The organism is Pseudomonas sp. B21-036 (assembly GCF_024748925.1).
GTDB lineage: Bacteria > Pseudomonadota > Gammaproteobacteria > Pseudomonadales > Pseudomonadaceae > Aquipseudomonas > Aquipseudomonas palmensis.
Window position 1 is genome coordinate 2,798,382 of record NZ_CP087178.1, and the last position, 24,581, is coordinate 2,822,962.

At 65.7% G+C, this 24,581-nt stretch carries 24 protein-coding genes; 5 read left to right on the forward strand and 19 right to left on the reverse strand.

From position 1 onward, the window contains the following. Positions 1 to 19: 19 nt before the first annotated feature. The 3 genes from LOY33_RS12445 to LOY33_RS12455 all read right to left on the reverse strand — a co-directional run bounded on the left by LOY33_RS12445 (position 20) and on the right by LOY33_RS12455 (position 1,304). The gene (locus LOY33_RS12445; RefSeq protein ID WP_054914513.1) at positions 20 to 706 is read right to left on the reverse strand and encodes a transcriptional regulator; all 687 of its coding nucleotides are present in this window, start codon (positions 704 to 706) and stop codon (positions 20 to 22) included. Positions 707 to 801: 95 nt separating this feature from the next. Further along, the gene (locus LOY33_RS12450) at positions 802 to 1,071 is read right to left on the reverse strand and encodes a hypothetical protein (RefSeq protein ID WP_043862785.1); all 270 of its coding nucleotides are present in this window, start codon (positions 1,069 to 1,071) and stop codon (positions 802 to 804) included. Positions 1,072 to 1,094: 23 nt separating this feature from the next. After that, the gene (locus LOY33_RS12455; protein ID WP_043862784.1) at positions 1,095 to 1,304 is read right to left on the reverse strand and encodes a hypothetical protein; all 210 of its coding nucleotides are present in this window, start codon (positions 1,302 to 1,304) and stop codon (positions 1,095 to 1,097) included. 219 nt (positions 1,305 to 1,523) lie between these two features. Here LOY33_RS12455 and LOY33_RS12460 point away from each other — a divergent pair, with 219 nt between their 5' ends. Continuing rightward, positions 1,524 to 2,435 carry a LysR substrate-binding domain-containing protein gene (locus tag LOY33_RS12460; protein WP_043862783.1) on the forward strand — a complete coding sequence of 304 codons (912 nt, stop codon included), beginning with the start codon at positions 1,524 to 1,526 and terminating at the stop codon, positions 2,433 to 2,435. Positions 2,436 to 2,560: 125 nt separating this feature from the next. On the opposite strand, the gene LOY33_RS12465 is transcribed toward LOY33_RS12460, so the two are convergent. The 7 genes from LOY33_RS12465 to LOY33_RS12495 all read right to left on the reverse strand — a co-directional run bounded on the left by LOY33_RS12465 (position 2,561) and on the right by LOY33_RS12495 (position 9,400). Further along, positions 2,561 to 3,832 carry a DUF2599 domain-containing protein gene (locus LOY33_RS12465; protein ID WP_078480984.1) on the reverse strand — a complete coding sequence of 424 codons (1,272 nt, stop codon included), beginning with the start codon at positions 3,830 to 3,832 and terminating at the stop codon, positions 2,561 to 2,563. 36 nt (positions 3,833 to 3,868) lie between these two features. After that, complete coding sequence (locus LOY33_RS12470) at positions 3,869 to 4,363, reverse strand: DUF2599 domain-containing protein (RefSeq protein WP_258662841.1); 495 nt, start codon at positions 4,361 to 4,363, stop codon at positions 3,869 to 3,871. 283 nt (positions 4,364 to 4,646) lie between these two features. Next, positions 4,647 to 5,687: an ABC transporter substrate-binding protein gene (locus LOY33_RS12475; protein ID WP_043862780.1), complete on the reverse strand. Its 1,041-nt coding sequence runs from the start codon at positions 5,685 to 5,687 to the stop codon at positions 4,647 to 4,649. A gap of 133 nt (positions 5,688 to 5,820) precedes the next feature. Continuing rightward, positions 5,821 to 6,981: an acetylornithine deacetylase gene (argE, locus tag LOY33_RS12480; protein WP_210015176.1), complete on the reverse strand. Its 1,161-nt coding sequence runs from the start codon at positions 6,979 to 6,981 to the stop codon at positions 5,821 to 5,823. Continuing rightward, on the reverse strand, positions 6,974 to 7,648 hold the full coding sequence (locus tag LOY33_RS12485; RefSeq protein WP_043862778.1) for a DUF1028 domain-containing protein: 675 nt from the start codon (positions 7,646 to 7,648) through the stop codon (positions 6,974 to 6,976). Before LOY33_RS12485 ends, argE begins: the two co-directional genes overlap by 8 nt. 10 nt (positions 7,649 to 7,658) lie before the next feature. Beyond that, the gene (locus LOY33_RS12490; RefSeq protein ID WP_003182257.1) at positions 7,659 to 8,069 is read right to left on the reverse strand and encodes a RidA family protein; all 411 of its coding nucleotides are present in this window, start codon (positions 8,067 to 8,069) and stop codon (positions 7,659 to 7,661) included. After that, positions 8,069 to 9,400 carry a flavin-containing monooxygenase gene (locus LOY33_RS12495; RefSeq protein WP_408980698.1) on the reverse strand — a complete coding sequence of 444 codons (1,332 nt, stop codon included), beginning with the start codon at positions 9,398 to 9,400 and terminating at the stop codon, positions 8,069 to 8,071. Before LOY33_RS12495 ends, LOY33_RS12490 begins: the two co-directional genes overlap by 1 nt. Before the next feature lie 166 nt (positions 9,401 to 9,566). Between LOY33_RS12495 and LOY33_RS12500 the strand changes: the two genes are divergently transcribed. Then, a complete protein-coding gene (locus LOY33_RS12500) occupies positions 9,567 to 10,082 on the forward strand; it encodes a GNAT family N-acetyltransferase (protein ID WP_258662846.1) in 516 nt (171 codons plus the stop codon). 61 nt (positions 10,083 to 10,143) lie between these two features. Here the strand turns inward: LOY33_RS12500 and LOY33_RS12505 are convergent, their stop codons facing one another. Next, positions 10,144 to 11,166: a DNA-binding protein gene (locus LOY33_RS12505; protein ID WP_116054003.1), complete on the reverse strand. Its 1,023-nt coding sequence runs from the start codon at positions 11,164 to 11,166 to the stop codon at positions 10,144 to 10,146. A gap of 177 nt (positions 11,167 to 11,343) precedes the next feature. On the opposite strand from LOY33_RS12505, the gene LOY33_RS12510 reads away from it, so the two are divergent. Then, complete coding sequence (locus LOY33_RS12510; protein WP_258662849.1) at positions 11,344 to 12,294, forward strand: site-specific integrase; 951 nt, start codon at positions 11,344 to 11,346, stop codon at positions 12,292 to 12,294. Positions 12,295 to 12,336: 42 nt separating this feature from the next. Here LOY33_RS12510 and LOY33_RS12515 read toward each other — a convergent pair whose 3' ends face one another. Further along, positions 12,337 to 12,552, reverse strand: coding sequence for a molybdopterin-binding protein (locus LOY33_RS12515; RefSeq protein WP_043862773.1), 216 nt, complete (start codon positions 12,550 to 12,552; stop codon positions 12,337 to 12,339). 241 nt (positions 12,553 to 12,793) lie between these two features. On the opposite strand from LOY33_RS12515, the gene LOY33_RS12520 reads away from it, so the two are divergent. Together LOY33_RS12520 and LOY33_RS12525 are read left to right on the forward strand one after the other, a co-directional pair. Beyond that, entirely contained in the window at positions 12,794 to 13,969 is a 1,176-nt protein-coding gene (locus LOY33_RS12520) for an acyl-CoA dehydrogenase family protein (RefSeq protein ID WP_213086009.1), read from the forward strand. A gap of 10 nt (positions 13,970 to 13,979) precedes the next feature. Beyond that, complete coding sequence (locus LOY33_RS12525) at positions 13,980 to 15,080, forward strand: sigma-54-dependent Fis family transcriptional regulator (protein ID WP_043862771.1); 1,101 nt, start codon at positions 13,980 to 13,982, stop codon at positions 15,078 to 15,080. Here LOY33_RS12525 and LOY33_RS12530 read toward each other — a convergent pair whose 3' ends face one another. The 7 genes from LOY33_RS12530 to LOY33_RS12560 are packed head-to-tail and all read right to left on the reverse strand — an operon-like array spanning position 15,081 to position 24,572. Beyond that, positions 15,081 to 16,490, reverse strand: a complete 1,410-nt coding sequence (locus LOY33_RS12530; protein ID WP_231390590.1) for an MFS transporter — start codon at positions 16,488 to 16,490, stop codon at positions 15,081 to 15,083. It lies immediately after the preceding gene. Positions 16,491 to 16,496: 6 nt separating this feature from the next. After that, a complete protein-coding gene (locus LOY33_RS12535) occupies positions 16,497 to 17,717 on the reverse strand; it encodes an acyl-CoA dehydrogenase family protein (protein WP_043862769.1) in 1,221 nt (406 codons plus the stop codon). A 28-nt stretch (positions 17,718 to 17,745) separates the two neighbouring features. Then, a complete protein-coding gene (locus LOY33_RS12540) occupies positions 17,746 to 19,584 on the reverse strand; it encodes an ABC transporter ATP-binding protein (RefSeq protein WP_258662852.1) in 1,839 nt (612 codons plus the stop codon). A gap of 3 nt (positions 19,585 to 19,587) precedes the next feature. Further along, a complete protein-coding gene (locus LOY33_RS12545) occupies positions 19,588 to 21,237 on the reverse strand; it encodes an ABC transporter ATP-binding protein (RefSeq protein WP_058540182.1) in 1,650 nt (549 codons plus the stop codon). Beyond that, positions 21,234 to 22,124: an ABC transporter permease gene (locus LOY33_RS12550; RefSeq protein WP_063611979.1), complete on the reverse strand. Its 891-nt coding sequence runs from the start codon at positions 22,122 to 22,124 to the stop codon at positions 21,234 to 21,236. The genes LOY33_RS12545 and LOY33_RS12550 overlap by 4 nt, the downstream gene beginning before the upstream one ends. A gap of 29 nt (positions 22,125 to 22,153) precedes the next feature. Continuing rightward, positions 22,154 to 23,206: an NADP(H)-dependent aldo-keto reductase gene (locus LOY33_RS12555; RefSeq protein WP_078480993.1), complete on the reverse strand. Its 1,053-nt coding sequence runs from the start codon at positions 23,204 to 23,206 to the stop codon at positions 22,154 to 22,156. Positions 23,207 to 23,228: 22 nt separating this feature from the next. After that, positions 23,229 to 24,572 (reverse strand): LLM class flavin-dependent oxidoreductase, encoded by a 1,344-nt coding sequence (locus LOY33_RS12560; RefSeq protein ID WP_054914522.1) that lies wholly within the window; start codon positions 24,570 to 24,572, stop codon positions 23,229 to 23,231. Positions 24,573 to 24,581 lie beyond the last annotated feature (9 nt).

A 24,581-nucleotide genomic window follows, 5' to 3' on the forward strand; every position in this document is an offset into this window, starting at 1 on the left:
ATTGAATTTCAACGCTTGCTCAGCGGTTGCGGATTTCATCGAGGTAGTTGTAGATGGTGTAGCGTGTCACCCCGAGTGCGGCGGCAGCTTTCTCGACGGCGCCCTTGACGATGAACAGTCCGCCATCGTGCATCTGGCGCACCGCCTCGAGCTTCTGCGCCTTGGCGATACGCCGGCCCTGGCTGCGTGCGTCGTGCAGGGCCGCATCAATGATCTGCGCCATCAACTGCTCGAGGTCGGGTTGGTTCTCGGTGGGCTCGCCGGGGGCTGCCCCGGTGCCGGGCAGCAGCTGTTCCAGGCACGCCTGGGCGGCAGCGATGCCACTGAAGTCGGTGTTCACGCACAGGCTGGCATAGGGCTCGCCCAAGGCGTCGCGGAACACCGCAGTGGCACTGCGCAGGGTCTTGCCGTCGCGGCCCAGGCTCGGGTAGTTGCCCACCACCACCGGGGTATGGCTGCCCTTGTCGCGCAGGGCCTGCAGCACCGCATTGAACCCCTGGTCTTCACGAGGCCCGGCCAGTACCGGGCTGCCGATCTGACGCCCACTGACATGCCCGTTGGCAATGGCAATCACCGAATGTTCCGGCCGGGTCAGGTCGTGCAGGACCACCTCGGTGGTGCGTCCCAGCACAGTGCCAAGCATCTGCACCGTTGCGTGCAGTACGCCCAGCACCAGCTGGCGTTCAGGGGTTGTATCGAGGGCCATCGAGCGCACCACAAGAAAAAACGAACCGAGAAAATATCAACATAAAGTTTAATTTTCAACGGTTCGTTAAAATCATCGCAGCACAAAATCGCGTGCTAGCCACCATCGGTATCGATATCGGCATCAGTGCGCGGCTTGCGCTCACGTTGTGGCTTGAAGTCAGGGCTGTAGGGGTTTTCCTTGTGAGGTTCGGGTGTATTGCTCTGCTCCTGCCCTCCTTCGTCCGGGCGTCCGGCATCCTGCAACGGAACCTCCACATCGCGTTCAGGCAGGCTCTTGCCATCGTCCGGGCGTTTCCAGGTTTGCGGCAGCGGTTGTGGCTGGTCTTCAGCAACGGGCTCGCGGTTGCGCGGGTCATGAATCATGCTTGGCGTCCTCCAGTACAGGTTCAGCGTCGTTCATCCGACAGTGGCGTCGGCTCGTCAGGTTCGGGCACTGACGGGTTGGTGTCGGGAATGCCCTCGACGTCGTTAGGGTGTTCGCGGCGATCGTCGTCGCCACGCACGTTCGGGTCAGTCACCGGGTCGTGTTCGCGTCGCGGGTCGTTGAGCGGGTCCTTCCACAGGGGGTCATCCTGCGGGCGTGGATCGATAGCCATGGCGGTCACCTCAGGTCGTGGTCCGACAAATGCGGGCCCTGCAGTTTTCGAGGCCCCTGGACGTGGTAGGTGCCAGCCAGCCGATCAATGGTCAGGGGCCGCGTATCCGCCAGCGAAGGAAAAATATGCTCTGTGCCCCGCAAAATCCGCTGCAACCTGCGGGGCACGCAAGGCCAGCACGCGGTAAGGTAGGCAAAAACTACAACCTGAGGTGTTTGCGTGGCGTCCTATACCCTGCGTCAGCTTAGATATTTCGTCACCACGGTCGAATGCGGCAGCGTGGCCGAAGCCTCGCGCAAGCTGTACATCGCACAGCCATCGATATCCACGGCCATCAAGGGGCTCGAAGACGGGTTCGGCGTACAGTTGCTGATTCGGCATCATGCCCAGGGGGTTTCACTGACCCCGGGCGGTGCGCGGTTCTACCGCAAGGCTCAGGAACTGCTGCGCATGGCCCATGAGTTCGAGCAGAACGCCCTGGCGGACAACGACGTGGTGAGTGGGCAGATCGACATCGGCTGTTTCGAAACCGTCGCCCCACTCTATCTGCCGCGGCTGATCGCCGGGTTTCGCCAACGCTTTCCGGGCGTGGAAATTCGCCTGCGCGATGGCGAGCAGCAAGAGCTGGTACAGGGGCTGACGGCCGGCCGCTTCGACCTGGCGATCTTCTACCAGCATGACCTGGACAGCACCATCGAAACCGAGCCGCTGACCGCGCCGCAAAGGCCCTACGCCCTGCTGCCTGCTGGCCATCGCTTCGCCGGTCAAGCCCAGGTCTCGCTGCGCGACCTGGTACTTGAGCCGATGATCCTGCTGGACGTGCAACCCAGCCGTACCTATTTCGTGAGCATTTTCGAGGAACTGGGCCTGAACCCGAACATCGTGTTCGGCTCGCCCTCTATCGAGATGGTGCGCGGCATGGTCGGCCAGGGTTTCGGTTTCGCACTGCTGGTGACGCGGCCACGTTCCACCATCAGCTATGACGGCCAGCCACTGGTGTGCGTGGATATCGCCGAAGACGTGACCGGTTCGGCACTGGTGGCCGCCTGGCTCAAACGTGCGCAGCTGACCAAGCCTGCGCAGTTGTTCGTGGATTACTGCAAGGAGCAGTTCAGGCTGTGGCTGGCGTGAAAGCGGGCCGATCACTGCACGCTGTAATTGCGTCTGCCTGCCAAGTGCTTAGTTTCAGCAGGTATCAATAAAGCGACAACTCACGACCTGTGCTCGGCCGCAATAAAGTGCGGGCCTGCAACAACCTAGGGGTTGCAGTTGGCCTTGACCGCCGCCTCGTGGGACACATAAGGGCGATGCGGCTCGATGAACCAGGATGCTTTGGTTCGGTACGTGGTCAGCAGGCAGACGAACTGGCGACGCATGCTGTTGGTGTTGCTCCACTGCCGGTCACTGCCGGCCTTGTTCAGCAGCTCCTGGAACGCCAGGTCGGTCTGGTCTGCGGCGATAGTGCGGGTACAGGCGGAAGGCTTGATTTCCAGGCTCCACTGGTTGCCATTGATCGCGCCCCATTTCACCGAGTCTATGTAGCGCGGGCAGCGGCCTGGCACCGGTTTCGGAGGCACGACCCCGGTCGACCCTGTTTCGGCTTGATCGGCAACGATAAAGTCGAAGCGAAAGTGATCATTGATGTTGGCAGGTGGCGTCAGCCGCACAATGGGCACGATGATGCCGGTGTCGGCCCGAAACTCTTTCTGGTTGAGCCTGGCAGCGGCCAGCCCGTTCGGTACCCCTGCCGGCCAGTGGGCAGGCACACCCACTGGCATATAGAAGAATGCCTGGATGGGCAGGGTTCTGGCACGACCCGCCGGCCATGTCGTAACAACAAGTTCGTTCTGCTCGCTGAACCCTTCTGCGGCCAGGATGTTTTTCATCTGCAGCATGAGCATGAAGTAACCGGCACTGTTGGCAACGCCCCTGCGCATGTCGAAGCCGCATTGATTCAGCGGGCGGTACTTGGCGGGCTGGTACCAGATCCCGAGCCATTGTTGTGGCGTGGTAACGCCCTGGCTCTGGCATGGCCGACTATGTGGGTAAACAACTCCCTCGTAGACCATGGTGCCGCAGGGTGTGTTCCTGAACCAGTTCCAGCCATCCATGCTGTAGGCGCACTGCACCATCAGCAGGTCCTTGCCCGCTGGCCTGCGGTCCTGGGGATACATGATCAGACCGTCGTTGAAGCCCCACGCCACTGACCTGAACCTTGCGTCGTAACGTATGTAGGAGAACGAGGTTCCGCCACTTCTCGCCGAGGTCGGGCTAGGGTCCCAGATGCGAAATGCCCCGGGGTTCTGCGGCCGCTGGGTGACGCGCATCAGGACACCGCTGCATAGAAACGGCGGTTTGCCTGAATCACCGCAATGCGAGTTGCCTGCGCTGTAGTTGTACCTGAGGTCGGCTACGGTGGCGTTGCCGTCCTCCAGCGAGCTGCGTGGTGAGCCAGGCGCCCACTGTGCCAACCCCGGCGCACTGGCTGCTACGCACCCCAGAAACATCAACATCTTTAACCTGTTCATGGTCCACTCCTTGTGCTGCAGTGCTGAAACTGCCTGTCAACGTGGCGTCGGATTGCAACCGGCAGCCACCGATACGCGATGAGACACATCGGGTCGAAAAGGCTCCAGGTTCCAGGTTTTCTTGTAGCGGGCGGTGGCCAGGTGGCACACCAACTGACGACGCATGCCGCCCCCGTTGTCGAGGCGCCAGCGCCAGTCACTGCCGTAGCGCTTGTACAGTTCCGCGTAGGCGGCGTTGGTTTCGTCCTGGCGGATGCGTCGTCCGCAATAGGTAGGTGTGAGCTCCAGGGTCCAGGCGTTCTTGCGGATGCCTGGGTCGTAGCGGTAGCTCCACTGCCCCGACTCGAAGTAGCGCGTGCAACGTGCGCGCGCAGCGGCTTCGCCAGGCAAAGCGTCGACGGAGGAAAGCTCGCTGCTCGACGCCTGGGTGCCTGGCGCATGAGGCGTCGACTGCTGGCTCGGATGGATGCAGCCAGTCAGCAGTACTGCTGCCAGCAAACAACAAGCTCTGGTGGCAAGATGGATGGGCATCACCGGCTCCTTTGGCAGGATTGCCCATGTCGATCACACTTCAGGGGTTGCCGTTGGCTGCCATTGCGGGCTGGTGACGCGCATACGGGCGGCGCGTCTCGATGTTCCAGGGGGGCTTGTTCGGTACGGACAGGCCGGGCCAGCGTATGTCGCAAGGTGTTCATGTCGCTCTCCCACTGTCTGCCCAACGGCAAGGCAAACAGTAACGGTGAGCAACACCAGCCCGCTACTGACAGAAGTATCAGTAGCGGGGGCTAAGGCCTGGGTGGGATATTGGCTCGAATCAGCGCGCCGCCCAGGCATTGAAGCGTTGTTCCAGCTCCTCGCCATGGTCAACCCAGAACGCCGCATCCACTGCTCGCGCCTGGGCCAGGTTGGCTTCGGCAGTGGGCAACTGCTTCTGTACTTCGGCTGGCAGCAAACCCAGGGTCTGCTTGTTTACCGGGCCATACGGAATGTTTTCCGAGAACACCTTCTGCGCCTGTGGCTGGCTGGCGAACGCAATGAAATCCTCGGCCAGTTTCTTGTTCGGCGTACCCTTCACCACCGCCCAGTATTCAGGGTCGAACAGGCTTTGCGGCCATACGATGCTCAGCTTCATGCCCTCCTTCTGCGCAGCCGCGATGCGCCCGTTGTACGCCGCGCTCATCACCACATCGCCGGCAATCAACCACTGCGCAGGTTGCGCCCCGGCTTCCCACCACTGGATGTTGGACTTGATCTGGTCCAGCTTGGCGAACGCGCGGCTCACCCCTTCAGGGGTGCCGAGCACCTTGTACAACTCATCGGGCTTGACGCCGTCGGCGAGCAAGGCGATCTCCAGGGTGTACTTGGCGCCCTTGCGCAGGCCGCGCTTGCCGGGGAAGTCCTTCACGTTCCAGAAGTCCGCCCATGAGGTCGGCCCCTTGGCCAGCTTGGCATGGTCGTAGGCCATCACCATCGACCATACATAGGTGGCCACGCCGCACTCGGTGAAGGTGCCGGGCACAAAATTGGCCTGGTCACCGAAACGTTGCGGGTCGAGTTTCTCGAACAGGCCTTCATCACAGCCGCGCAACAGCTCGGGGCTTTCGACCTCGACCACATCCCAGCTGGTGTGGCCGACGTCGACCATGGCCTTGATTTTCGACAGCTCGCCGTTGTACTCGCCTGCCACCACGGTGCCCGCACCGCTGGCATTGAATGGCTGGAAGTAGGCCTTTTCCTGTGCCTGCTTGGTGGCGCCGCCAAACGAGATGACGGTCAGGTTCTGCGGGGCGGCAAACACGGCACTGCTCAACAGGGCCAGGGCAAACGGAACGCTGCAACGCAAGGATCGGGTCATGGCTCACTTCCTCGACTAGGCCGGCACGCTCGTGCGCGCGGGCGGGGTTTTGTTAGGCGACCGCGGGTACGGTCGTCCTGCTCTACGGCAGTAAAAGGTGCAACGTTGGCCGGCTCGTATGCCGATCTGTGTGTTATGTCTCGCTCAAAAACGCCGCCAGACGCTCCATCAGCCGGTCACAACCAGCCAGCTGTTCGACGCTGACGTATTCGTCCGGCTTGTGTCCCTGGTCCATGCTGCCCGGCCCGCAGACCACCGCCGGTATCCCCGCCTGGTCGAACAGCCCGCCTTCGGTGCCAAAGGCCACCGTGCTGAAGGCATCGCTGCCGCACAGCCGGGCAATCAGCTGCGCCGCCGCGCTGTCCGGTGGCGTGGCAAGCCCCGGGTAGCTCGACAGTGCTTCGAAACGAATGCCGCTGTCGGCATTGACCGCCTGCATCGCCGGCACTACTTCGCGCGCGGCAAACGCCTGCAATTCATCGGCCACCGCTTGCGGGGCGAACGCCGGCAGCGCCCGCACCTCGAAATCGAAACGGCAATCGGCCGGCACGATGTTCAGCGCCGTGCCGCCCTGGATCGTGCCCACCTGCACGGTCGAAAATGCCGGGTCAAATCGTTCGTCGTGAAGCTCCGGCGCCGCCAGACGCTTACCGATTGCCCCCAGCTGGCCGATCAGCCGCGCCGCCTGCTCGATGGCGTTGACGCCATAGGGCGCGTAGGCCGAATGACAGGCCGCGCCGTGCACATGGCAGCGCATGGCCAGCTTGCCCTTGTGCCCGAGCACCGGCTTGAGTTCGGTGGGTTCGCCGATCAGGCACAGCGCCGGCATCGGGATACGCCGTGGCAACACCTCGAGCAGGCTGCGTACCCCCAGGCAACCCACCTCTTCGTCATACGAAAACGCCAGGTGTACCGGGCGGCGCAACGGGCTTGCCAGAAACAGCGGCACCGCCGCCAGCACCGAGGCCAGGTAGCCTTTCATGTCGGCAGTGCCCCGGCCGTACAGCTTGCCGTCCTGCTCGCTCAGGTCGAACGGCGGCACCGTCCAGGCCTGGCCGTCCACCGGTACCACATCGGTGTGTCCGGACAGCACCACGCCACCCTCCACACCCGGGCCGATGCTGGCCAGCAGGTTGGCCTTGGTGCGTTCGGCGTTGTAGATCAGCTCGCAGTCCACCCCCAGATCGTCCAGGTAATCGCGCACGAACTCGATCAGCGCCAGGTTCGAATCCCGACTCACCGTGGCGAAGCCGACCAGCTGCGCCAGCAGGGTGCGGCTGCGCCATTCACTCATCGCCGGGCACTCCGTAGCTGGGCGCCTGCGTCGGGTCCAGGGCGCGGGTCAGGTAGTCCTGCAACTGGGGTTCATAGGCGGTCCACAGTTTGTGCAGTTCGCCGATGGGATTCTCGTCGGCCCAGTCCACCCGCAGGTCGACGATCGGCCAGGTCAGGTCGCCGACCACCGACAGTGCCGCCGAGTGCACCGCCCCGGCCTCGCCGCCTGCGGCCTGCCCCGCCTGCAATGCCGTGAGCAACCGGGCGGCCAGGCAGCCCTCGCTGCGCTCGAAGGCCTCGACCATGCGTTCGATCACCGCGCTGCTGGCCAGCAGGTTGCCGGCGGCCACGCATTGATCGCCTGCCACTGCATTGTGGGTGCCCAGTGCGTGGCTGCCACTGAAGAGTGCGGTGCGCCCCTGGGCATCCACCACCGCTACCTGACGGTACTGGCCATAGCCATTGCTCGACAGCGCCTGGTCCAAGGCCGTGGCGGGGGCCAGCCCGTCGGCCAGGCCATCGAGAATCTGCGGGCCCAGCGCCGGCAACGTGATGTTCTGGCTCGACACTGCGCCCACGCCGGCACGCAGCCAGGGGCAACGCGCCCCCACGGCGATGCTCGACGAGCTGATGGCGATACCCAGCTGACCGGTTTCGGCGCAGCGTCCGACGATAGAAAAAGTCATGTGCCGCTCCTTATTCGGGGATCACCGCGATCACGTCGATTTCCATCAGCCATTGCGGTTGGCCCAGGGCACTGACCACCAGCCCGGTGGAAATCGGAAACACGCCCTTGAGCCATTTGCCGACCTCCTGGTACACCGGCTCGCGGTAGCGCGGGTCGATCAGGTAGGTGGTGGTCTTGACGATGTGGCTCAGGTCGCTGCCGGCTTCTTCGAGCAGTTGCTTGACGTTGCGCATGGCCTGTTCGGCCTGGGCCCGCGGGTCGCCAAGGCCGACCAGTTGGCCGTCGAAATCGGTGCCCACCTGGCCACGCACGTAGACCGTGTTGCCGGCACGCACGGCCTGGCACAGGTCGTTGTCCAGGGTCTGGTTGGGGTAGGTATCCTTGGTGTTGAACATGCGGATGCGGGTATGGGTAGGCATCAACGTACTCCCAGTTTCTGGACGTTGGAATCACAGTGGGCGGCAGCCTCGCGTTGCGCGGCGTCGCGGTAGTCGAAATAGGTGCGCTGTTTCACGATGTGCTCGGCGATGTGCCGGGCGTCGTGCCACACGCCCCAGATAAAGGCAGAGCCACGGCGCGACAGCCACGGCAGGCCGACGAAGTAGATCCCCGGTTCGCGGGACACACCGCGCTGATGCTGTGGCTTGCCGTCGGGCTTGAAGGCATCGACCTTCAGCCAGCTGTAGTCGGTCGAGTAGCCGGTGGCCCAGATGATCGAGGTGACACCGGCCTTGGCCAGGTCCAGCTCAAGAATCGGCTGGGTCAGGCACTGCGGGTCGGGCAGCATGTGGCGTGCTTCGGGTTCTTCGGGCAGGTCCAGGCCGTTGCGTGCAATGTAGTCGTCGGCGGCATCCAGCAGCGCCAGGTAGTTCTCGTCGCCGCGGGCGATGTTCTCGGCCAGGTTGGCCTCGAAGTTGACCACACCTTGATCGAATGCGCGGGTCAGGCCCACCAGCGTGATGCCCTGGTGGGCCAGCTTGCGAAAGTCCACGGTATGGCCGCCACGGGCACCGCTGACCGCGATGGTCACGTGCTCCTTGCCGGGCTGCACGCCTTCGGCGTCCCACAGGCCGAGCACCCCCAGCCACCAGCAGAAGTCGCGATTGCGGTAGGCACGTGGCGGGCGATCGTGCGCGCCCACCGACAGGTACACGTGCTTGCCGGCGCGCTGCAGTTCATCGGCGATCTGCACACCCGAGGAGCCCGCGCCCACCACCAGCACCGCGCCTTCGGGCAATTGCCGGGGGTTGTGGTAGTCGGCCGAATGCAGCTGGGTGATGCCGGGAAGCTGCGGGGCGATGGGCGGGATCACCGGGCGCTGGAACGGCCCGGTGGCCACCACCACCTGGTTGGCCTCGATCAGGCCCGTGGAGGTCTGCACCGTAAAGCCCGGGCGACCTTCGTTGCGTTCGACCTTGAGCACTTCGACACCGGTACGAATGGGCGCGTCGATCTTCTTGGCATAGGTCTCGAAGTAGGCCGCCACCTGATCCTTGCCGGCGAAGGCGTCGGCATCCAGGCCTTCGAATTCCAGGCCCGGGAAGCGGTCGTGCCAGGCCGGGCCGTTGGCCACCAGCGAGTCCCAGCGACCGGTGCGCCAGGCTTCGGCGATGCGGTTGCGTTCCAGCACCAGGTGCTGCACCCCGAGGCGGCCCAGGTGCTCACTCATGGCCACGCCGGCCTGACCGGCGCCTACTACAAGCGTATCAATTCGGGTTTTTTCAACGGTCATGGCTGTGCGCTTCTGCATGAGGGGGGTGCCCGCATTCTGTGCGCCGCCGGGTATTAGCGAAATTATGATTTATGTCGCCACTGGCAAGGAAAAAGCGTGCCCCCGTATTGCCCATGCCAGGGGCGCTTGCACAACCCTGGTGCTTTGCACAGACTGCGTGGGTTCCCATTGCAGAGCGTGCCCGATGTCCTTTTCCATTCGCCTGGCCACCCCTACCGATGCTCCCCTGCTGCCTGACATAGAGCGCTCTGCGGCCCAGACCTTTGTGCAAGTGCCGGCACTGGCGTGGATTGCCGAGCACACGGTGCTCAGCAGCGTCGAGCACCTGGAGTTCGTGGCTGCCGGGCTCGAGTGGGTGGTGGTGGATGGGCGGGATCGCCCAATTGGGTTCTTGTGTGCCAGCGCGTTCGATGAGTCGCTGCACATCGAAGAGCTGGCGGTGGATCATTCGCAGCAAGGCCAGGGCCTGGGTCGGCGATTGATTGCGGCCGCGCGCGCGCATGCCGAGGCCCAGGGCTTCGCGGCCCTGACCCTCACCACCTTTGTGGCGGTGCCGTGGAATGCACCGTTTTATGCACGGTTGGGTTTCGAGAGACTGGAAGAGGCGTCGTTAAGCGGTATGTTGCGCCGGCAGATGGCGTACGAGGCTTCGCGAGGGTTGCAGGGGCGGTGTGCGATGCGCTTGTCATTGCGCGACTAACTGGCGCCCCAAGACGCCGGCAAGGCCGGCTCCTAGATTCGCTGCAACGCACCCTGCCCTGTCAGGGGTGAGTCGGCAGCCCTGTCTGCTCGGCTTCAGCTTGGTCTGAGGCTTGCTCCTTTGCCTTCAAGGCCTCCAGCTCTGCATCGCGCTGCTCGACCTGCGCCTGCAATTGCTCGATCACCTGCTGTTGCTGGCGTTGTTCACCCGCCCCCTGCTCCACCTGCTGCCCCAGCACCTGGTTCTGCCGCAGCAGCTCCTCCCGCGCACCCAACGACTGCGCCAGGCTGGCCATCAAGGTCTTGATCTCCTGTGCCTGTTGCGCCTGCTGGTCCTGCAGCGCCTGCCGCTCACGCTGCACCTGCCGCGCCTCCACCAGCAAGCGCTCGTTGTCGCGGTTGAGCCGCGTCAGTTCGTCCTGCTTGACGATCAGGCTCTGCTGCAACTGACGCACCTCGACCTGCAACTGCTGTACCTGCGCCTCATGGCGGCGCTGATCCTGCTCGCGCTGCTCACGGGTGGCGGTGCGGTAATGCTCCAGCGCATCGCGGGCATGCTGGTGCTTGTCTTCCAGCGACTGGATCTGCTCGTCCTTGTCGTTCAGGCGCAGGTTCAACTCACCTACCGCCTGATTCAAGGTGGCATTGCGCGTCTGCTCGGTCTGCAGGGTACTGCGGGTCGTGGCCAGCTGCGCCGACTCACCCGCCAGCGCCTCGGCCTGAATCTGGTGTTGCTGCTGCAGGGTCGCCAGCGCCTGCTGGATCGCCTGCAGTTCGCCCTGCAAGGCCGCCTTTTCATGGTCGAACACGTTCTGCGCCGCTTCGATACGTGCGTCGCCCTCCTCCACCAGTTGCTGGGCCAACTGACTGACCAGGTTGGCCAGGGCTTCGCTCATGCCCGGCTTGTCCGCCGCCAGTGTCGGTTGCTGCGCGTCCAGCTCCTTGAGGTAGCGGTGAATCGTGGTCTTGGACCCTGTGTTGCCCAGCTCGATGCGTACGGCATCGATACTGGGGTGTTCGCCACGGGCCAATAGCGCCTGACGCGCCTTCTGCACGATTGCCTTGTTGATACCGCCACGGGCCATGGGTGCTCCTACTATTTCGTAATGTGGTACGTACTATGTATATACATACTAAATGAAATTGAAAAAATGCCTATAGAAATCAGAATAAAAGATGAAATAATCACGGCTTATCACATGTGATAGGCAAAAAACGCCCGATTGCAGTCGCTCAGCCGTACACCGATGGAGAACCTGCCGATGAACAAGCTCGATCGCTACCTGGACGCAGCCGTAAGGGACAACACGCGGCGCAGCTACCGCGCGGCCGTGGAGCATTTCGAGGTGAGCTGGGGTGGCTTTCTACCGGCCACGGCCGACAGCATCGCGCGCTACCTGGCCGATTACGCCGAGCAGCACTCGATCAACACCTTGCGCCAGCGCCTGGCCGCGCTGGGCCAGTGGCACACCAGCCAGGGCTTTCCCGACCCCACCAAGGCGCCGCTGGTGCGCCAGATGCTCAAGGGCATACGTGCGGTGCACCCGGCGCAGGAGCGCCAGGCAGCCGCCCTGACCCTGGAACACCTGCAGCGCACGGTCGACGCGCTGCACGCCAAGGCCGCACAGGCGCAACAGGCGCACTGCCTGCCCGAGCTGCTGCGCGCACGGCGCGATGTCGCCCTGCTGCTGATCGGGTTCTGGCGAGGGTTCAGGGGCGATGAACTGGCGCGCCTGCGCGTGGAGCACATTCAGGCCCAGGCGGGCGTGGGCATGCAGCTGTACCTGGCGCAAAGCAAAGGGGACCGGCAGGGCCGCGGGGTCAGTCATCGCACCCCTGCCCTGAAGAGCCTGTGCCCGGTACAGGCCTACATCGACTGGATCAGCGTGGCGGGCATCGCCCGCGGGCCGGTGTTTCGCAAGCTCGATCGCTGGGGCAACCTGGGCGAGCAGGCGCTCAACAGTGGCAGCCTGATCGTACTGCTGAGGCGGATTTTTGCAGATGCCGGGCTACCCGCCAGCCTCTACAGCAGCCACTCGCTGCGTCGTGGCTTTGCCACCTGGGCCAGTGGCAATGGCTGGGACATGAAAGCGCTGATGGCCCACGTGGGCTGGCGCGACGTGAAATCGGCGCTGCGCTACGTGGATGCGTCGGCGTCGTTCGGGGAGCTGGAAGTGTTGCCGGCCAGGAGGGACGTACTGACAGCCGACTGAGCATTGCGGTGAGGCCACCCGGCGCTCACCGTCACACCCCTCTCACAGCTTCGCGATCGACACCTCGGTCGATTTCACGAACGCGATCACCTCGCTGCCAATCCTCAGTTCCAGCTCATGCACCGACCGCGTGGTGATCACCGAGGTGACGATGCCGGCCTGGGTCTGCACGTCGATTTCCGAGACCACCGGCCCCTCGATGATCTCCTTGATGGTGCCCTTGAACTGGTTACGTACGTTGATCGCCTTGATGGTCATGGTGTGGCTCCTTAGCAGTTGGGAGCACCGTCGTTGCAGTGCGTGAATGCAGAGTGCACCGCAAAGATGAAAATCAAAAAGAATAAATATCGACAAATATAGATCCGTTTGGAATATGAAAAGCTGTATATCAACATTCCTAAACGTTATTTATTTAAGGTTTTTTAGATCATTTAGCATCGACAGGGCCCGGCCTTGAGGCCCGAACCTTTTTGCACAGGTAACCCGCGTGAGCGCCACGTTGCATACCCCTCGATCGACCCCGCTGCAGATTGCCCGCGACCTGGCCCAGACATTCAGCCGCAGCGTGGTAGAGCGCGACCGCAAGGGCGGCACGCCCAAGGCCGAACGCGATGCCCTGCGTGCCAGCGGCCTGCTGGCCCTGAGCATCCCCCGCGAGTTCGGCGGGCTGAACGCCACCTGGAGCCAGACCTTCGATGTGGTGCGCGAATTCGCCCGGGTCGACAGCTCGATTGCCCATGTGTTCGGCTTTCACCACCTGATGCTGGCCACCGTGCGTCTGTTCGGCGCACCTTCGCAATGGCAGCCCTGGTACGAGCTGACGGCGCGCAAGAACTGGTTCTGGGGCAATGCCCTCAACCCCCTCGACACCCGCACCATCGTCAAGCACCACGGCAGCTGGCGTGAATTCTCCGGCAAGAAGAGCTTCTGCTCGGGCGCCAGCGATTCACAAATGCTGATTGCCTCGGCCGTCGACGAGGCTGCCGGGGGCAAGCTGCTGATTGCCGCGATACCCAGCGGTCGCACCGGCATCACCCTGCACGACGACTGGCACAACATGGGCCAGCGCCAGACCGACAGCGGCAGCGCCACCTTCGAACGGGTGCGCGTGGAAGAAGGCGACCTGCTGCTCGACCCCGGCCCGCTGAGCACGCCGTTCGCCTGCCTGCGGCCGCTGATCGCCCAGCTGCATTTCGCCAACATCTGCCTGGGCATCGCCGAAGGCGCGTTCGAAGAAGCGCGCCAGTACACCCTCAACGAGACCCGGCCCTGGTTCAAGTCCACAGCCCTTGATAGCCGCGACGATCCTTATGTACTGGGCCACTTCGGCGACTTCTGGGTACGCCTGCAAGGCGCCCGGTTGCTGCTCGACAACGCCGCCGGCGAACTCGACCGGGCCTGGGCCAAGGGCGCCGCGCTTGGCGCAGACCAGCGCGGCCGGGTGGCGGTGGCCATCGCCACCGCCAAGGTGGCGGCCAGCCGCGACGGCCTGGAGCTGTGCAGCAAGGTCTTCGAGGTCACCGGCGCCCGCGCCACGCAGGCCTCGGTGGGGCTCGACCGGCACTGGCGCAACCTGCGCACCCAGAGCCTGCACGACCCGCTGGATTACAAACTCCATGAACTGGGCGACTGGGCCTTGAACCAGCGCCTGCCGATTCCGACGTTCTATTCATAGTGTGACTGCCATGCAATTGTTGACCCTACCGCCCTCGCCCGCGTTGGCCACCTCGATCCGCGCCACCGCGCAGGTGTTCGAAGACCCCAAGTCACGTGCGCTGCTGGCGCACCTGCAACAGGTGGCGCCCAGCGAAGCCAGCGTGCTGATCATCGGCGAGACCGGTACCGGCAAAGAGCTGGTGGCGCGCCACATTCACAACCTGAGCGGGCGACGTGACAAGCCGTTCGTGGCCGTCAACTGCGGCGCGTTTTCCGAATCGCTGGTCGAGGCCGAGCTGTTCGGCCACGAGAAAGGCGCCTTCACCGGCGCCCTGGCGGCCAAGGCCGGCTGGTTCGAAGAGGCCAACGGCGGCACCCTGTTCCTCGACGAGATCGGCGACCTGCCGATGCCGATCCAGGTCAAGCTGCTGCGCGTGCTGCAGGAGCGCGAAGTGGTGCGCCTGGGCTCGCGCAAGAGCATTCCCATCGATGTGCGGGTACTGGCCGCCACCAACGTGCAGCTGGAAAAGGCGATCAATGCCGGGCACTTTCGCGAAGACCTCTATTACCGTCTGGACGTGGTCAGCCTGGAGCTGGTGCCGCTGCGCGAACGCCCCGGCGACATCCTGCCGCTGACCCGCCACTTCATCGATGCCTACAGCCAGCGCCTGGGCTACGGCCAGGTGCGCCTGAGCGCCCAGGCCGAGCACAAGCTGCGCACCTACGGCTGGCCGGGCAACATCCGCGAGCTGGAAAACGTCATCCACCACACCCTGCTGATCTGCCGCGACGGCCTGATCGAGCACGACGACCTGCGCCTGTCGAACATGCGCATCGAACGCCAGGACGACAGCCCCAGCCAGGACGACTCGGCCCAGGCGCTGCTCGAACGGGCCTTCCAGAAACTCTTCGAGGAACAGGCCGGCGCGTTGCACGAACAGGTCGAGGACGCGCTGTTGCGCGCGGCCTACCGCTTCAGCCACTACAACCAGGTGCACACCGCCAACCTGCTGGGCCTGACCCGCAATGTCACGCGTACCCGCCTGATCAAGATCGGCGAACTGGCGGTCAATCGCCGCCGGCCCACCGGCGCCACCCAGGGCGAGCGGGTGCTCAACCTGTCGATCTGATCAGCCACGCGCGGCATACACCGCATTGCCGGCGTCCGCTGCCAGGCGCCGGAACACCAGTGCCGAGGCCATGCACGCCAGCCCGCACAGCAGCATCACCCAGGCCACGTCGCTGGTGACGGGGGTGGCGTGCCCGCGCAGGTTCATCAGTACCCCCAGCAGCGAGGCGGCCAGCCCCACCGACAGGCTCATGCTCAACTGCACCGTCATCGCCGACAGGCTGCTGGCCCGGCTGCTCAGCGCCGCCGGTACATCCGCATAGGTCAGCGCGCCCAGGGTGCTGAACTGCAGCGAACGAATCACTGCGCTGGCGAACAGCATCAGCACGATCACCCAGTACGGCGTATCGCTGGTAAAGCTGGCACAGGCCCCCAGGGTCAGCCCGGTGAGCAGCGCATTGCCGGTGAGCGTGCGACGGATGCCGAAGCGGCGCACCACGCGCACTGCCAGCAGCTTCATCAGAAACGCCCCCGCGCCACCCGCCAGGGTCAGCAGCCCCGCATGCAGCGGGCTCAGGCCAAAGCACAGCTGAAACATCAGCACCAGCAGGAACGGGCCAGACGAGGTGCCCAGGCGCAGCAGGTTGCCGCCCCAGAAGCTGATGCGGTAGCTGGGAATGCGCAGCAGCGACAAGTCCAGCAGCGGTTCGGCGCAGCGCCGTGCATGACGGATGTACCACGCGCCGCACAGCAGCCCCGCCCCGATCATTACTGCCACCCACGCTCGTGGCAGCAGGCCGTGGCCCAGCGCCTCGAAACCGAACACCAGCGCCCCCAGCGCGGTGCCGCTGAGCAGCAGCCCGCGCACATCCAGTGCCCGCGCACGAACCCCGGGATAATGCGGCACATGGCGCAGCACCAGCACGATGCCCACCAGGCCGATGGGCAGGTTGATCAGGAAGATCCAGTGCCACGACACGAACGTCACCATCAGCCCGCCCAGCGGCGGCCCGATCATGGGCCCGATCAGCGCCGGAATGGTCAGGTACGACAGGTTGCGCATCAGGTCTTCGCGCGGCGACCAGCGCAGCAGGATCACCTGCCCCACCGGCACCATCATCGCCCCCGCCGCGCCTTGCAGCATGCGCGCCAGGCACAGCTGCAGCAGCGAGGTGGATGCCGCGCAGGCCAGCGACGACACGATGAACAGCACGATCGCCGCCACGAACAGCCGTCGTGGGCCGAAGCGGTCGGCGGCCCAGCCACTGACCGGCACGCACAGCGCGGCGGCCAGCATGTACAGCGACACCACCAGATTCATGCGCACGCTCGGCGCGCCGAAGTCGCTGGCCATCTGCGGCAAGGCCGTCATCACCACGGTGGAGTCGATCAGTTCCATGCACAGCGCGCAGCCGATGATCATCGGCACCTTGCGCGAAACCGGCCGCAAGGCCGGCAGGGGTTCGGCCATGGTCACTCAGAACAGCCCCGAGGTCGGCGGCGGCGTGCCCTTGAGGTACCAGGTGCCGACCGCCGAGGCCTTCCAGTGGCGCGGGTTGTGGTTGGCCACCGTACGCGCGTTGCGCCAGTGCCGGTCGAGGTTGTGGCTGCGCCCGGTGGTGGACGCACCGCCCACATCGAACAGCAGCTCGGCGGCCCGCAGCGCCGATTCGGCGGCGATGTACTGGGCCTGGGCCACGTCGATGGCGGCCTGATCCACCGCCTGCGGGTCCAGTTGCAGGGCCCAGGCGCGGTCGATCACCGCTGCGGCCTTGAGCACCACCGCTTCGGCGGTGAAGGCGCGCGCGGCCACTTCGCCCACGCTCAGTTGCACATAGGGGTCGTCCACCGACTGGCTGGCGCTGCTGTGCTTGATCGGTCGCGCATGCTCGCGGGCAAAGCGCACTGCATCCTCCTGGGCATTGCGCGCGATGCCGGCCTCCACGGTGGCGAGGAACAACTGCAGAAACGGGGTGACGATGGTGCGCTTGCCCTCTTCCACGGTGCGCGGACGGATCTCGCTGGCCAGCACCTGCACATCGTTCAGGCGCGTGGTGCCACTGGCGGTCAGGCGCTGGCCCATCGCGTCGAAGTCGTCCACCAGCTCCAGGCCCAGGCGATCGCGCGGCAGCACGAACGACACCGGTCTGTCCTGTTCGTCCAGCGCCACGGCGCTGACCCAGTCGGCGTACAGCGCGCCCGTGCTGTAGTACTTGCTGCCGCTGACGCGAAAGTGCTCGCCATCGGGCACGATGCGCGCGCTGATCGCGCCATTGGCGCCGCCCACCTCCCAGCCTGCGTTGCCCAGCACGGCACCGTCCAGGTAGCGCGCGAACCAGCGCTGGCGTTCCTGCTCTGCACCGCTATGGTCGGCGGCCAGCAGCCCTTCGACGAAGGCAAAGCCCGGGCGCAGGGCCTGGGCCACATTGGAGTCCACCGAGGCCACCCGCAGCAGCAGGCCGATAACGTCGCTCACCGAGCCGCCGGGGCCACCGTAGGCGAGCGGGATGCGCACGGTATAGAGCCCTGCGGCGGCCAGCTGGCGTATGGCGTCATACGGCAGCTGGCGCTCACGTTCACGCTCGGCTGCACCGGCCGCAATCTCGGGAAGCAAGGCATCCAGGCGTTGATGCAGGTGCGCAACGCTGGTCAGTGCGTGTTGGGGGGCGTGTTTGGGGACTTCGGACAAATGCGGCATGGGCGCCTCCTTGGGCGTTTGAAAACTCTCAGGCAGATTCGGTAGCGGGTGTTTCGTCGAACTGGCCAGCGGCCTGGCGACTCCACAACCGGTGGTACTGGCCGCGCTGGCGCAGCAGTTGTGCATGGCTGCCGTCCTCGATCAGGCGGCCCTTGTCGAACACCAGGATGCGGTCCAGGTGCGCCACCGTGGACAAGCGGTGCGCGACCACCAGCACGGTCTTGCCGTGCATGATTTCGTCGAGTTTTTCCTGGATGAAACGCTCGGTGAGCGAGTCCAGGCTGGAGGTGGCTTCGTCCATCACCAGGATCGGGGCGTTCTTGAGCAACACCCGGGCAATCGCGATGCGCTGGCGCTGGCCACCCGACAACTTGACCCCGCGCTCGCCCACCAGCGAGTCGTAGCCGTGTTCCATGCTGTCGATGAAGTCGTCGGCGCCGGCGCGGCGGCTGGCATGCACCACGTCTTCGAAGCTGGCCTCCAGGCGCCCGTAGTGGATGTTCTCGCCGATGCTGCGGTGGAACAGGCCAGGTTCCTGGGGGATCAGGCCGATCTGCTGGTGCAGCGAATGCTGGGTCACTTCGCGCACATCGCGTCCATCCACCAGCACCTGGCCGCTGTTGACGTCGTACAGGCGCAGCAGCAGGTTGAGCAGGCTCGACTTGCCCGAGCCCGAGGTGCCCACCAGGCCCACGGTCTGCCCCGCCGGGATCACCAGGTTCAGGTGCTGGAAGATCGGCTTGTCGGGCGCATAGCCGAAGCTCACGTCGCGAAACTCGATGTCGCCGCGCACCGGCGGCAGCGCCCGTGCGCCGGGAAGGTCCACCACCTCGTGGGGCCGCACCAGGGTGCGCACGCCGTTGGCGATGTTGCCGGTGGCCTCGAAGAACTCCAGAAAGCGCCGCGACAGGTTGCTCACGTCATTGATGATCAGCAGCGACAGGCTGGTGGCCATGACGAAGGTGGCGATGTCGATGCGCCCCACGTACCACTGCTGCAGCGCAAGCCCCAGCATGCCCAGCTTGAGGGCCACGCCGCCGGCCGACTGGAACCAGCGGATCTTCTCCATGTACCAGAACGAGCGGTAGGCCGCGTCCACCTCGCGGTCAAGGTAGTGCCCCAGGTAGCCGTGCTCGAACGGCTGGCGGGCGAACAGGCGGATGTTGGTGAGGTTGCTCACCGCGTCCACCACCTTGCCGTTGCTGGTGCTGCGCGCCGCCGAATACTGCTGCGCCAGCGGGTGGCTGCGCCGCGCCAGGACATAGCAAATGCCAATGAACAGCAGCGACCAGCCGAGCATGAACGCGGCCAGCAGGCCCGAGGCGCTCCACAGCAAGGCGGTGGCCAGGCTCAGGGTCAGCGCCAGGCCGAGCATGTCGAACAGCAGGATGCCCAGGGTCTGGTTGACCCCCAGCGCCACCTCGGCGATGCGGTGCGCCAGCGCCCCGGCGAACTCGCTGCTGACAAAGCGCTGGGAATGGCGTTGCAGGTAGGCGAACAAGGCATGGGTCACGGTTCGCCGCTGCAGCGGCAGCACCTTGATGTGGCAGGCGGCGGCGCTGCGGGCGCTCAGCATTTCCAGCACCAGCAGCGTGCCGAACAGGCTCAGGGGCGCCACCAGCCCCGGCAGCGCGGCATGTACCGAGGCGGCCTCGGTCACCTGCCGGGTGATCAGGCCCAGCGCCCAGGGGATCAGCACCGCGCTGACCACGGCGATGCACTGCAACAGCAGGATGCTTGAGTACCAGACCTTGTAGTTGCCGATGCACAGGCGCACGAAGGCCAGCGGCGTGTCCGGCAGGTGGTCGATCTTCCAGTGGTGCAGCCGTCGTCGCGGCGTGTGGCGGGTCGAGAAATGCAGGCTCATGGTTCAGATCGCCAACTTGAGGAATTCGAACGAGGTACGACGGCCGCTTTCCAGGTGCGGAATGGCCTCCAGCAAGGCCAGGGTGTAAGGATGCTGCGGGTGGTCGAACACGTCGCGTACCGCCCCGCTCTCCACCGCCACGCCGTCCTTCATCACCAGCACCTCGTCGCTGACCTGGTTGATCACCCCCAGGTCGTGGGAGATGAACAGGCACGCCAGGCCCAGGCGCTGCTTGAGGTCGTCGAGCAGTTCGAGGATCTGCGCCTGTACCGACACGTCCAGCGCCGACACCGGCTCGTCGCACACCAGAATCTGCGGCCCGGCGGCCAGCGCGCGGGCAATCGCGATGCGCTGGCGCTGCCCGCCCGACAGCTCGATGGGGCGCCGGTCGAGCAGCGCCGCGTCCAGGCGTACCAGGCCCAGCAGTTCCTCGGCCCGCCTGCGCCAGTCGGCGCGCTTGTGCCCGGCCACCTCCAGCGCCTCGAACAGCACGCGCTGCACGTTGTAGCGTGGGTCGAAGGAGCTCAGCGGGTCCTGGAACACCACCTGGATGCTGCGCCGCAACTGACGCTTGTGCGCCTCGGAAAGCTTCAGCCAGGGCTGGCCCTTGATCTGGATATCGCCGCTGTCGGGGGTTTCCAGGCCCAGGATCATGCGAGTGAGGGTGGTCTTGCCCGAGCCCGACTCGCCGACGATGCCCAGGGTCTTGCCGCGGCGCAGTTGCAGCGACACCTGGTTGACCACGGTGCGCATCTGCCCGTCCGGGCCCTTGAACGCCTTGCTCAGCTGGCGCACCTGCAACAGCGGTGGCTCCTGGGTCGGCGCCACGATGGCCAACGGCGTTCGTGCTGCCCCCGGCGTGCGCCGAAAGTGCACCGCCCGGCCGGCACGCAGCAGAAACTGCGTGTAGGGGTGCTGCGGGTCGTGCAGCACCGCCTCGACGCTGCCCTGCTCGACGATCACGCCGTTGTGCATCACCGCCACGCGGTTGGCCAGGCGCGACACCACCGCCAGGTCGTGGCTCACGATCAGCATCGCGGTGTTCTCGCCACGCAGCGATTCGAGCAGGCTCAGCACCTGCGCCTGTACCGTGGCGTCCAGCGCGGTGGTCGGCTCGTCGGCAATCAACAGGCGCGGGTTGCAGGCGATGGCCGAGGCGATCAGCGCCCGCTGGCGCAGCCCGCCCGACAGTTGATACGGGTACTGGCGGGCGCGCAGTTCCGGCTGCGGCACGCCGACGGCGCGCAGCAGCTCGATCACCCGGGCCTGGCGCTGCGCGCGGTCGAGCCCGGTATGCAGCTGCAGCGGCTCGGCGATCTCCTTGCCCACCGGGCGCAAGGGGTCCAGCGCGCCCAGGGCATCCTGCATCACGAAGCCGATCTGCGCGCCGCGCACCTGGCGCCAGGTGCGCTCGTCGAACTCGCGCAGGTCGTGCCCGGCAAAGTCCAGGCGGCTGGCCTGCACCTGGGCATGGGCGCCGGTCAGCCCGGCCAGCGTGCGTGAGGTGACACTCTTGCCCGAGCCCGACTCGCCCACCAGCGCCAGGCACTCGCCCTGGTGCAGCTGGAAGCTGATGCCCTTGAGGGTGGGCACGGCCTGGGCGCCAAAGCGCACGTGCAGGTCCTGTACATCGATAAGCGGTGCGCGACTCATGGGCGTTTACCTTCGCTGCGGCGCAGCAGTTCGCGGCCGATCGTACTGATCGAGACCACGGTCAATGTGATTGCCAGGGCGGGCCAGGCCACCAGCCACCAGGCGTTGGCCAGGTAGTTGCGGCCCACGGCGAGCATGCCGCCCCACTCCGGCTCCGGCGGCGGCGCGCCAAAGCCCAGAAAGCTCAGGGCGGCGCCCGAGACGATGTTGCCGCCGATGCCGATGGTGGCCAGGATCAGGATCGGCTTGATCGCATTGGGCAGTACATGGCGCAGGATCACCGCGTGCCGGCCCAGGCCCAGGGTGGTGGCGGCCTCGACATAGCCGGCACCGCGCACCACCAGGGCCTGTGCGCGCACCAGGCGTGCATAGCGCGGCACGCTGGCGATGCCCACGGCAATGATGGTGTTCAACTGGCCCTGGCCGAAGAAGGTGATGATCACCAGGGCCAGCAGCAGGTCGGGGAATGCCAGCAGCACATCCACCCCGCGCATCACCGCACCGTCCAGCCAGCGCGGGCCGAGCCCCGCCGCCAGGCCGAACAGGGTGCCCAGCAGCAGGCCGATGGCGGTGGCCGACAGGCCCAGCACCAGCGACGGGCGCACCGCGTACACCAGCCGGGTGAGGATGTCGCGGCCGTTTTCGTCGGTACCCAGCCAGTACAGGCTGTCGGGGGCACGAAACGCCTGGCGCGCACTGGCCTCCAGCGGGTCGCCCGCCACCAGCCAGTGCGGCTGGATGGCCGCAATCACCAGCAGCAGCACGAACAGCCCGGCCAGCACCAGGCCCGGGCGGATGGCCCAGCGCCGCACCTTGCGCCGCCGGGCCACGAATAGCGGCTCGGCGGCAATCAGGCCGACGCTCGCGCTTTGATTGATGGGCGCCATGGGCACCTCCACAGGCTAGGGGTTGCGGCTCAGGGCGCCGGGTTCGGGGTGTGCGCGTGGATCTGCTCGATGCGCGCCAGGGTCTCGCCGCTCAGTTGCAGCTCAAGCGCGCCGATGTTCTCGCGCAGTTGCGCCAGGCTCGTCTGCCCGGTCAGGGCGCTGCTGACGAACGGCTTGCCGATCACCGCAGCCAGGGCCAGTTGCGCGGGGCTCACGTCCAGCTCGCGGGCCAGTGCCACGTAGGCGGCAATGGCCTGCTGCGCCGACGCGCTGTCGTAGCGGTTGAAGGTGCGGTACACCGACGACAGGCGCGAACCTTCGGGCCGTGCGCCGCCCAGGTACTTGCCGGTGAGCGCGCCGAAGGCCAGCGGCGAATAGGCCAGCAGGCCCACCCCTTCGCGGTGGCTGAATTCCGACAGGCCGCCTTCGTACAGGCGGTTGAGCAGGCTGTAGGGGTTCTGGATGCTGACGATGCGCGGCAGCCCCAGCACCTCGGCCTGGCGCAGGAACTGCCCTACCCCCCACGGGGTTTCGTTGGACACGCCGATATGGCGGACCTTGCCCGCCTGCACCTGCTCGGCCAGCACCTGCAGGGTTTCGCCGATGGCAATGGCCTGCGGATCGTCGACATACGGGTATTCGCGCTGGCCGAAGAAGTTGGTGCTGCGGTCGGGCCAGTGCAGCTGGTACAGGTCCAGGTGGTCGGTCTGCAGGCGCTTGAGGCTGCCGTCCAGCGCGGCGACGATGTTGGCGCGGTCGTGGCGGCTGAGGCCGTCGCGGATATGCGTGCCGCTGCCGGGGTTGCGCGTGGGGCCGACGATCTTGCTGGCCAGCACGATATCGCTGCGCCGGCCGGTCCGGGCCAGCCAGGTGCCGATGAAGCGCTCGGTGCTGCCCCAGGTGTCGGCATGGGTCGGGGTCGGGTACATCTCGGCGGTGTCGACCAGGTTGACACCGTGGTCCAGCGCCAGGTCCAGCTGCTGGTGGGCGTCCTGCTCGCTGTTCTGGTGGCCCCAGGTCATGGTGCCCAGGCCGATGACGCTGACCTTGATGTCGCTGTTGCCCAGTGTGCGGTAGTTCATGGGGTGTGCCTCGCTAATCGGTTCAGACGGCCTCTGCCGCACGTTGGTACTGGCTGGCCGGGTACGGCAGGCCCAGGTGGTCGCGCAGGGTGCTGCCGGTGTATTCACGGCGGAACACCCCGCGCTGCTGCAGCAGCGGCACCACCTGGTCGACGAACACCTCGACCCCCGAGGGGAACATGTCGGGCATGATGTTGAAGCCATCGGCTGCGCCGGCGCGGAACCAGTGCTCCAGGGTGTCGGCGACCTGTTCCGGGGTGCCCACCAGCAGGCGGTGGCCCACCAGGATGCGCCGCGACAGTTCGCGGATGGTCAGGTTCTCGCGCCGTGCCAGGTTCAACTGGGCTTCGAGAAAACCGTGCGAGCCGCGCTCGAATTCGCTGACCGGGCCAATACGCTCCCACGGCAGCGGCGCGTCCAGGTCCAGTTCGTCGGGGGGCAGGCCGATGCGAAACGCCAGTTGCTGCACCAGCCCCGCCTCGCCGCTGTAGGCGTTCAGTTCATCGAAGCGCGCACGGGCTTCGGCCTCGGTGCTGGCGATCACGGTGGACAGCCCCGGCATGATCTTCAGGTGATCGGGGTTGCGGCCCCACTGGCGTGCGCGCTGTTTCATCTCCTGATAGAACGCCTGGCCGTCGGGCAAGGTGGTCTGGGTGGTGAAGATCGCGTCGGCATAGCGCGAGCCCAGGGCCTTGCCGCCCTCGGACGAGCCGGCCTGTACCAGCACCGGCCGGCCTTGCGGCGAGCGCGGCAGGTTGAGCGGCCCCTTGACCGAAAAATGCTCGCCCACGAAGTCGATGCTGTGCACCTTGTGCGGGTCGGCGAACTGGCCGCTGGCGGCGTTGCCGATGATCGCGTCGTCCTCCCAGCTGTCCCACAGCTTGAGGGTCACGTCGATGAACTCGTCGGCCCGCGCATAGCGGTCCACATGGCGCGGCGCACCGGCCAGGCCGAAGTTCTGCGCGGCGGCGTCGCCGGCGTTGGTCACCACGTTCCAGGCCGCCCGGCCGCCGCTGATGTGGTCCAGCGAGCTGAAGCGCCGCGCCAGGTTGAACGGGTCGTTGTAGCTGCTGGACGCGGTGGCGATCACCCCGATGTGCCGGGTGGCCAGGGCCACGGCCGTCAGCAGCACGGTCGGTTCCAGGCGCCCGGCCGGGTGCTGGGCGATGTCGCCCGCCAGCGCCGGGCCGTCGGCGAGGAAGATCGCGTCCAGGCACCCCCGCTCGGAAATGCGCGCGATATTGCGGTAGTACTCGACGTCGAGGTAGGCGTTGGCCGGTACTTCGGCCTTGCGCCAGGCGCTGGCATGCGCGCCGAAGCCGAGGATGTTCATGCCGATGCTCATCTGTCTTGCGGTCTGGCTCATGGCTGCTGC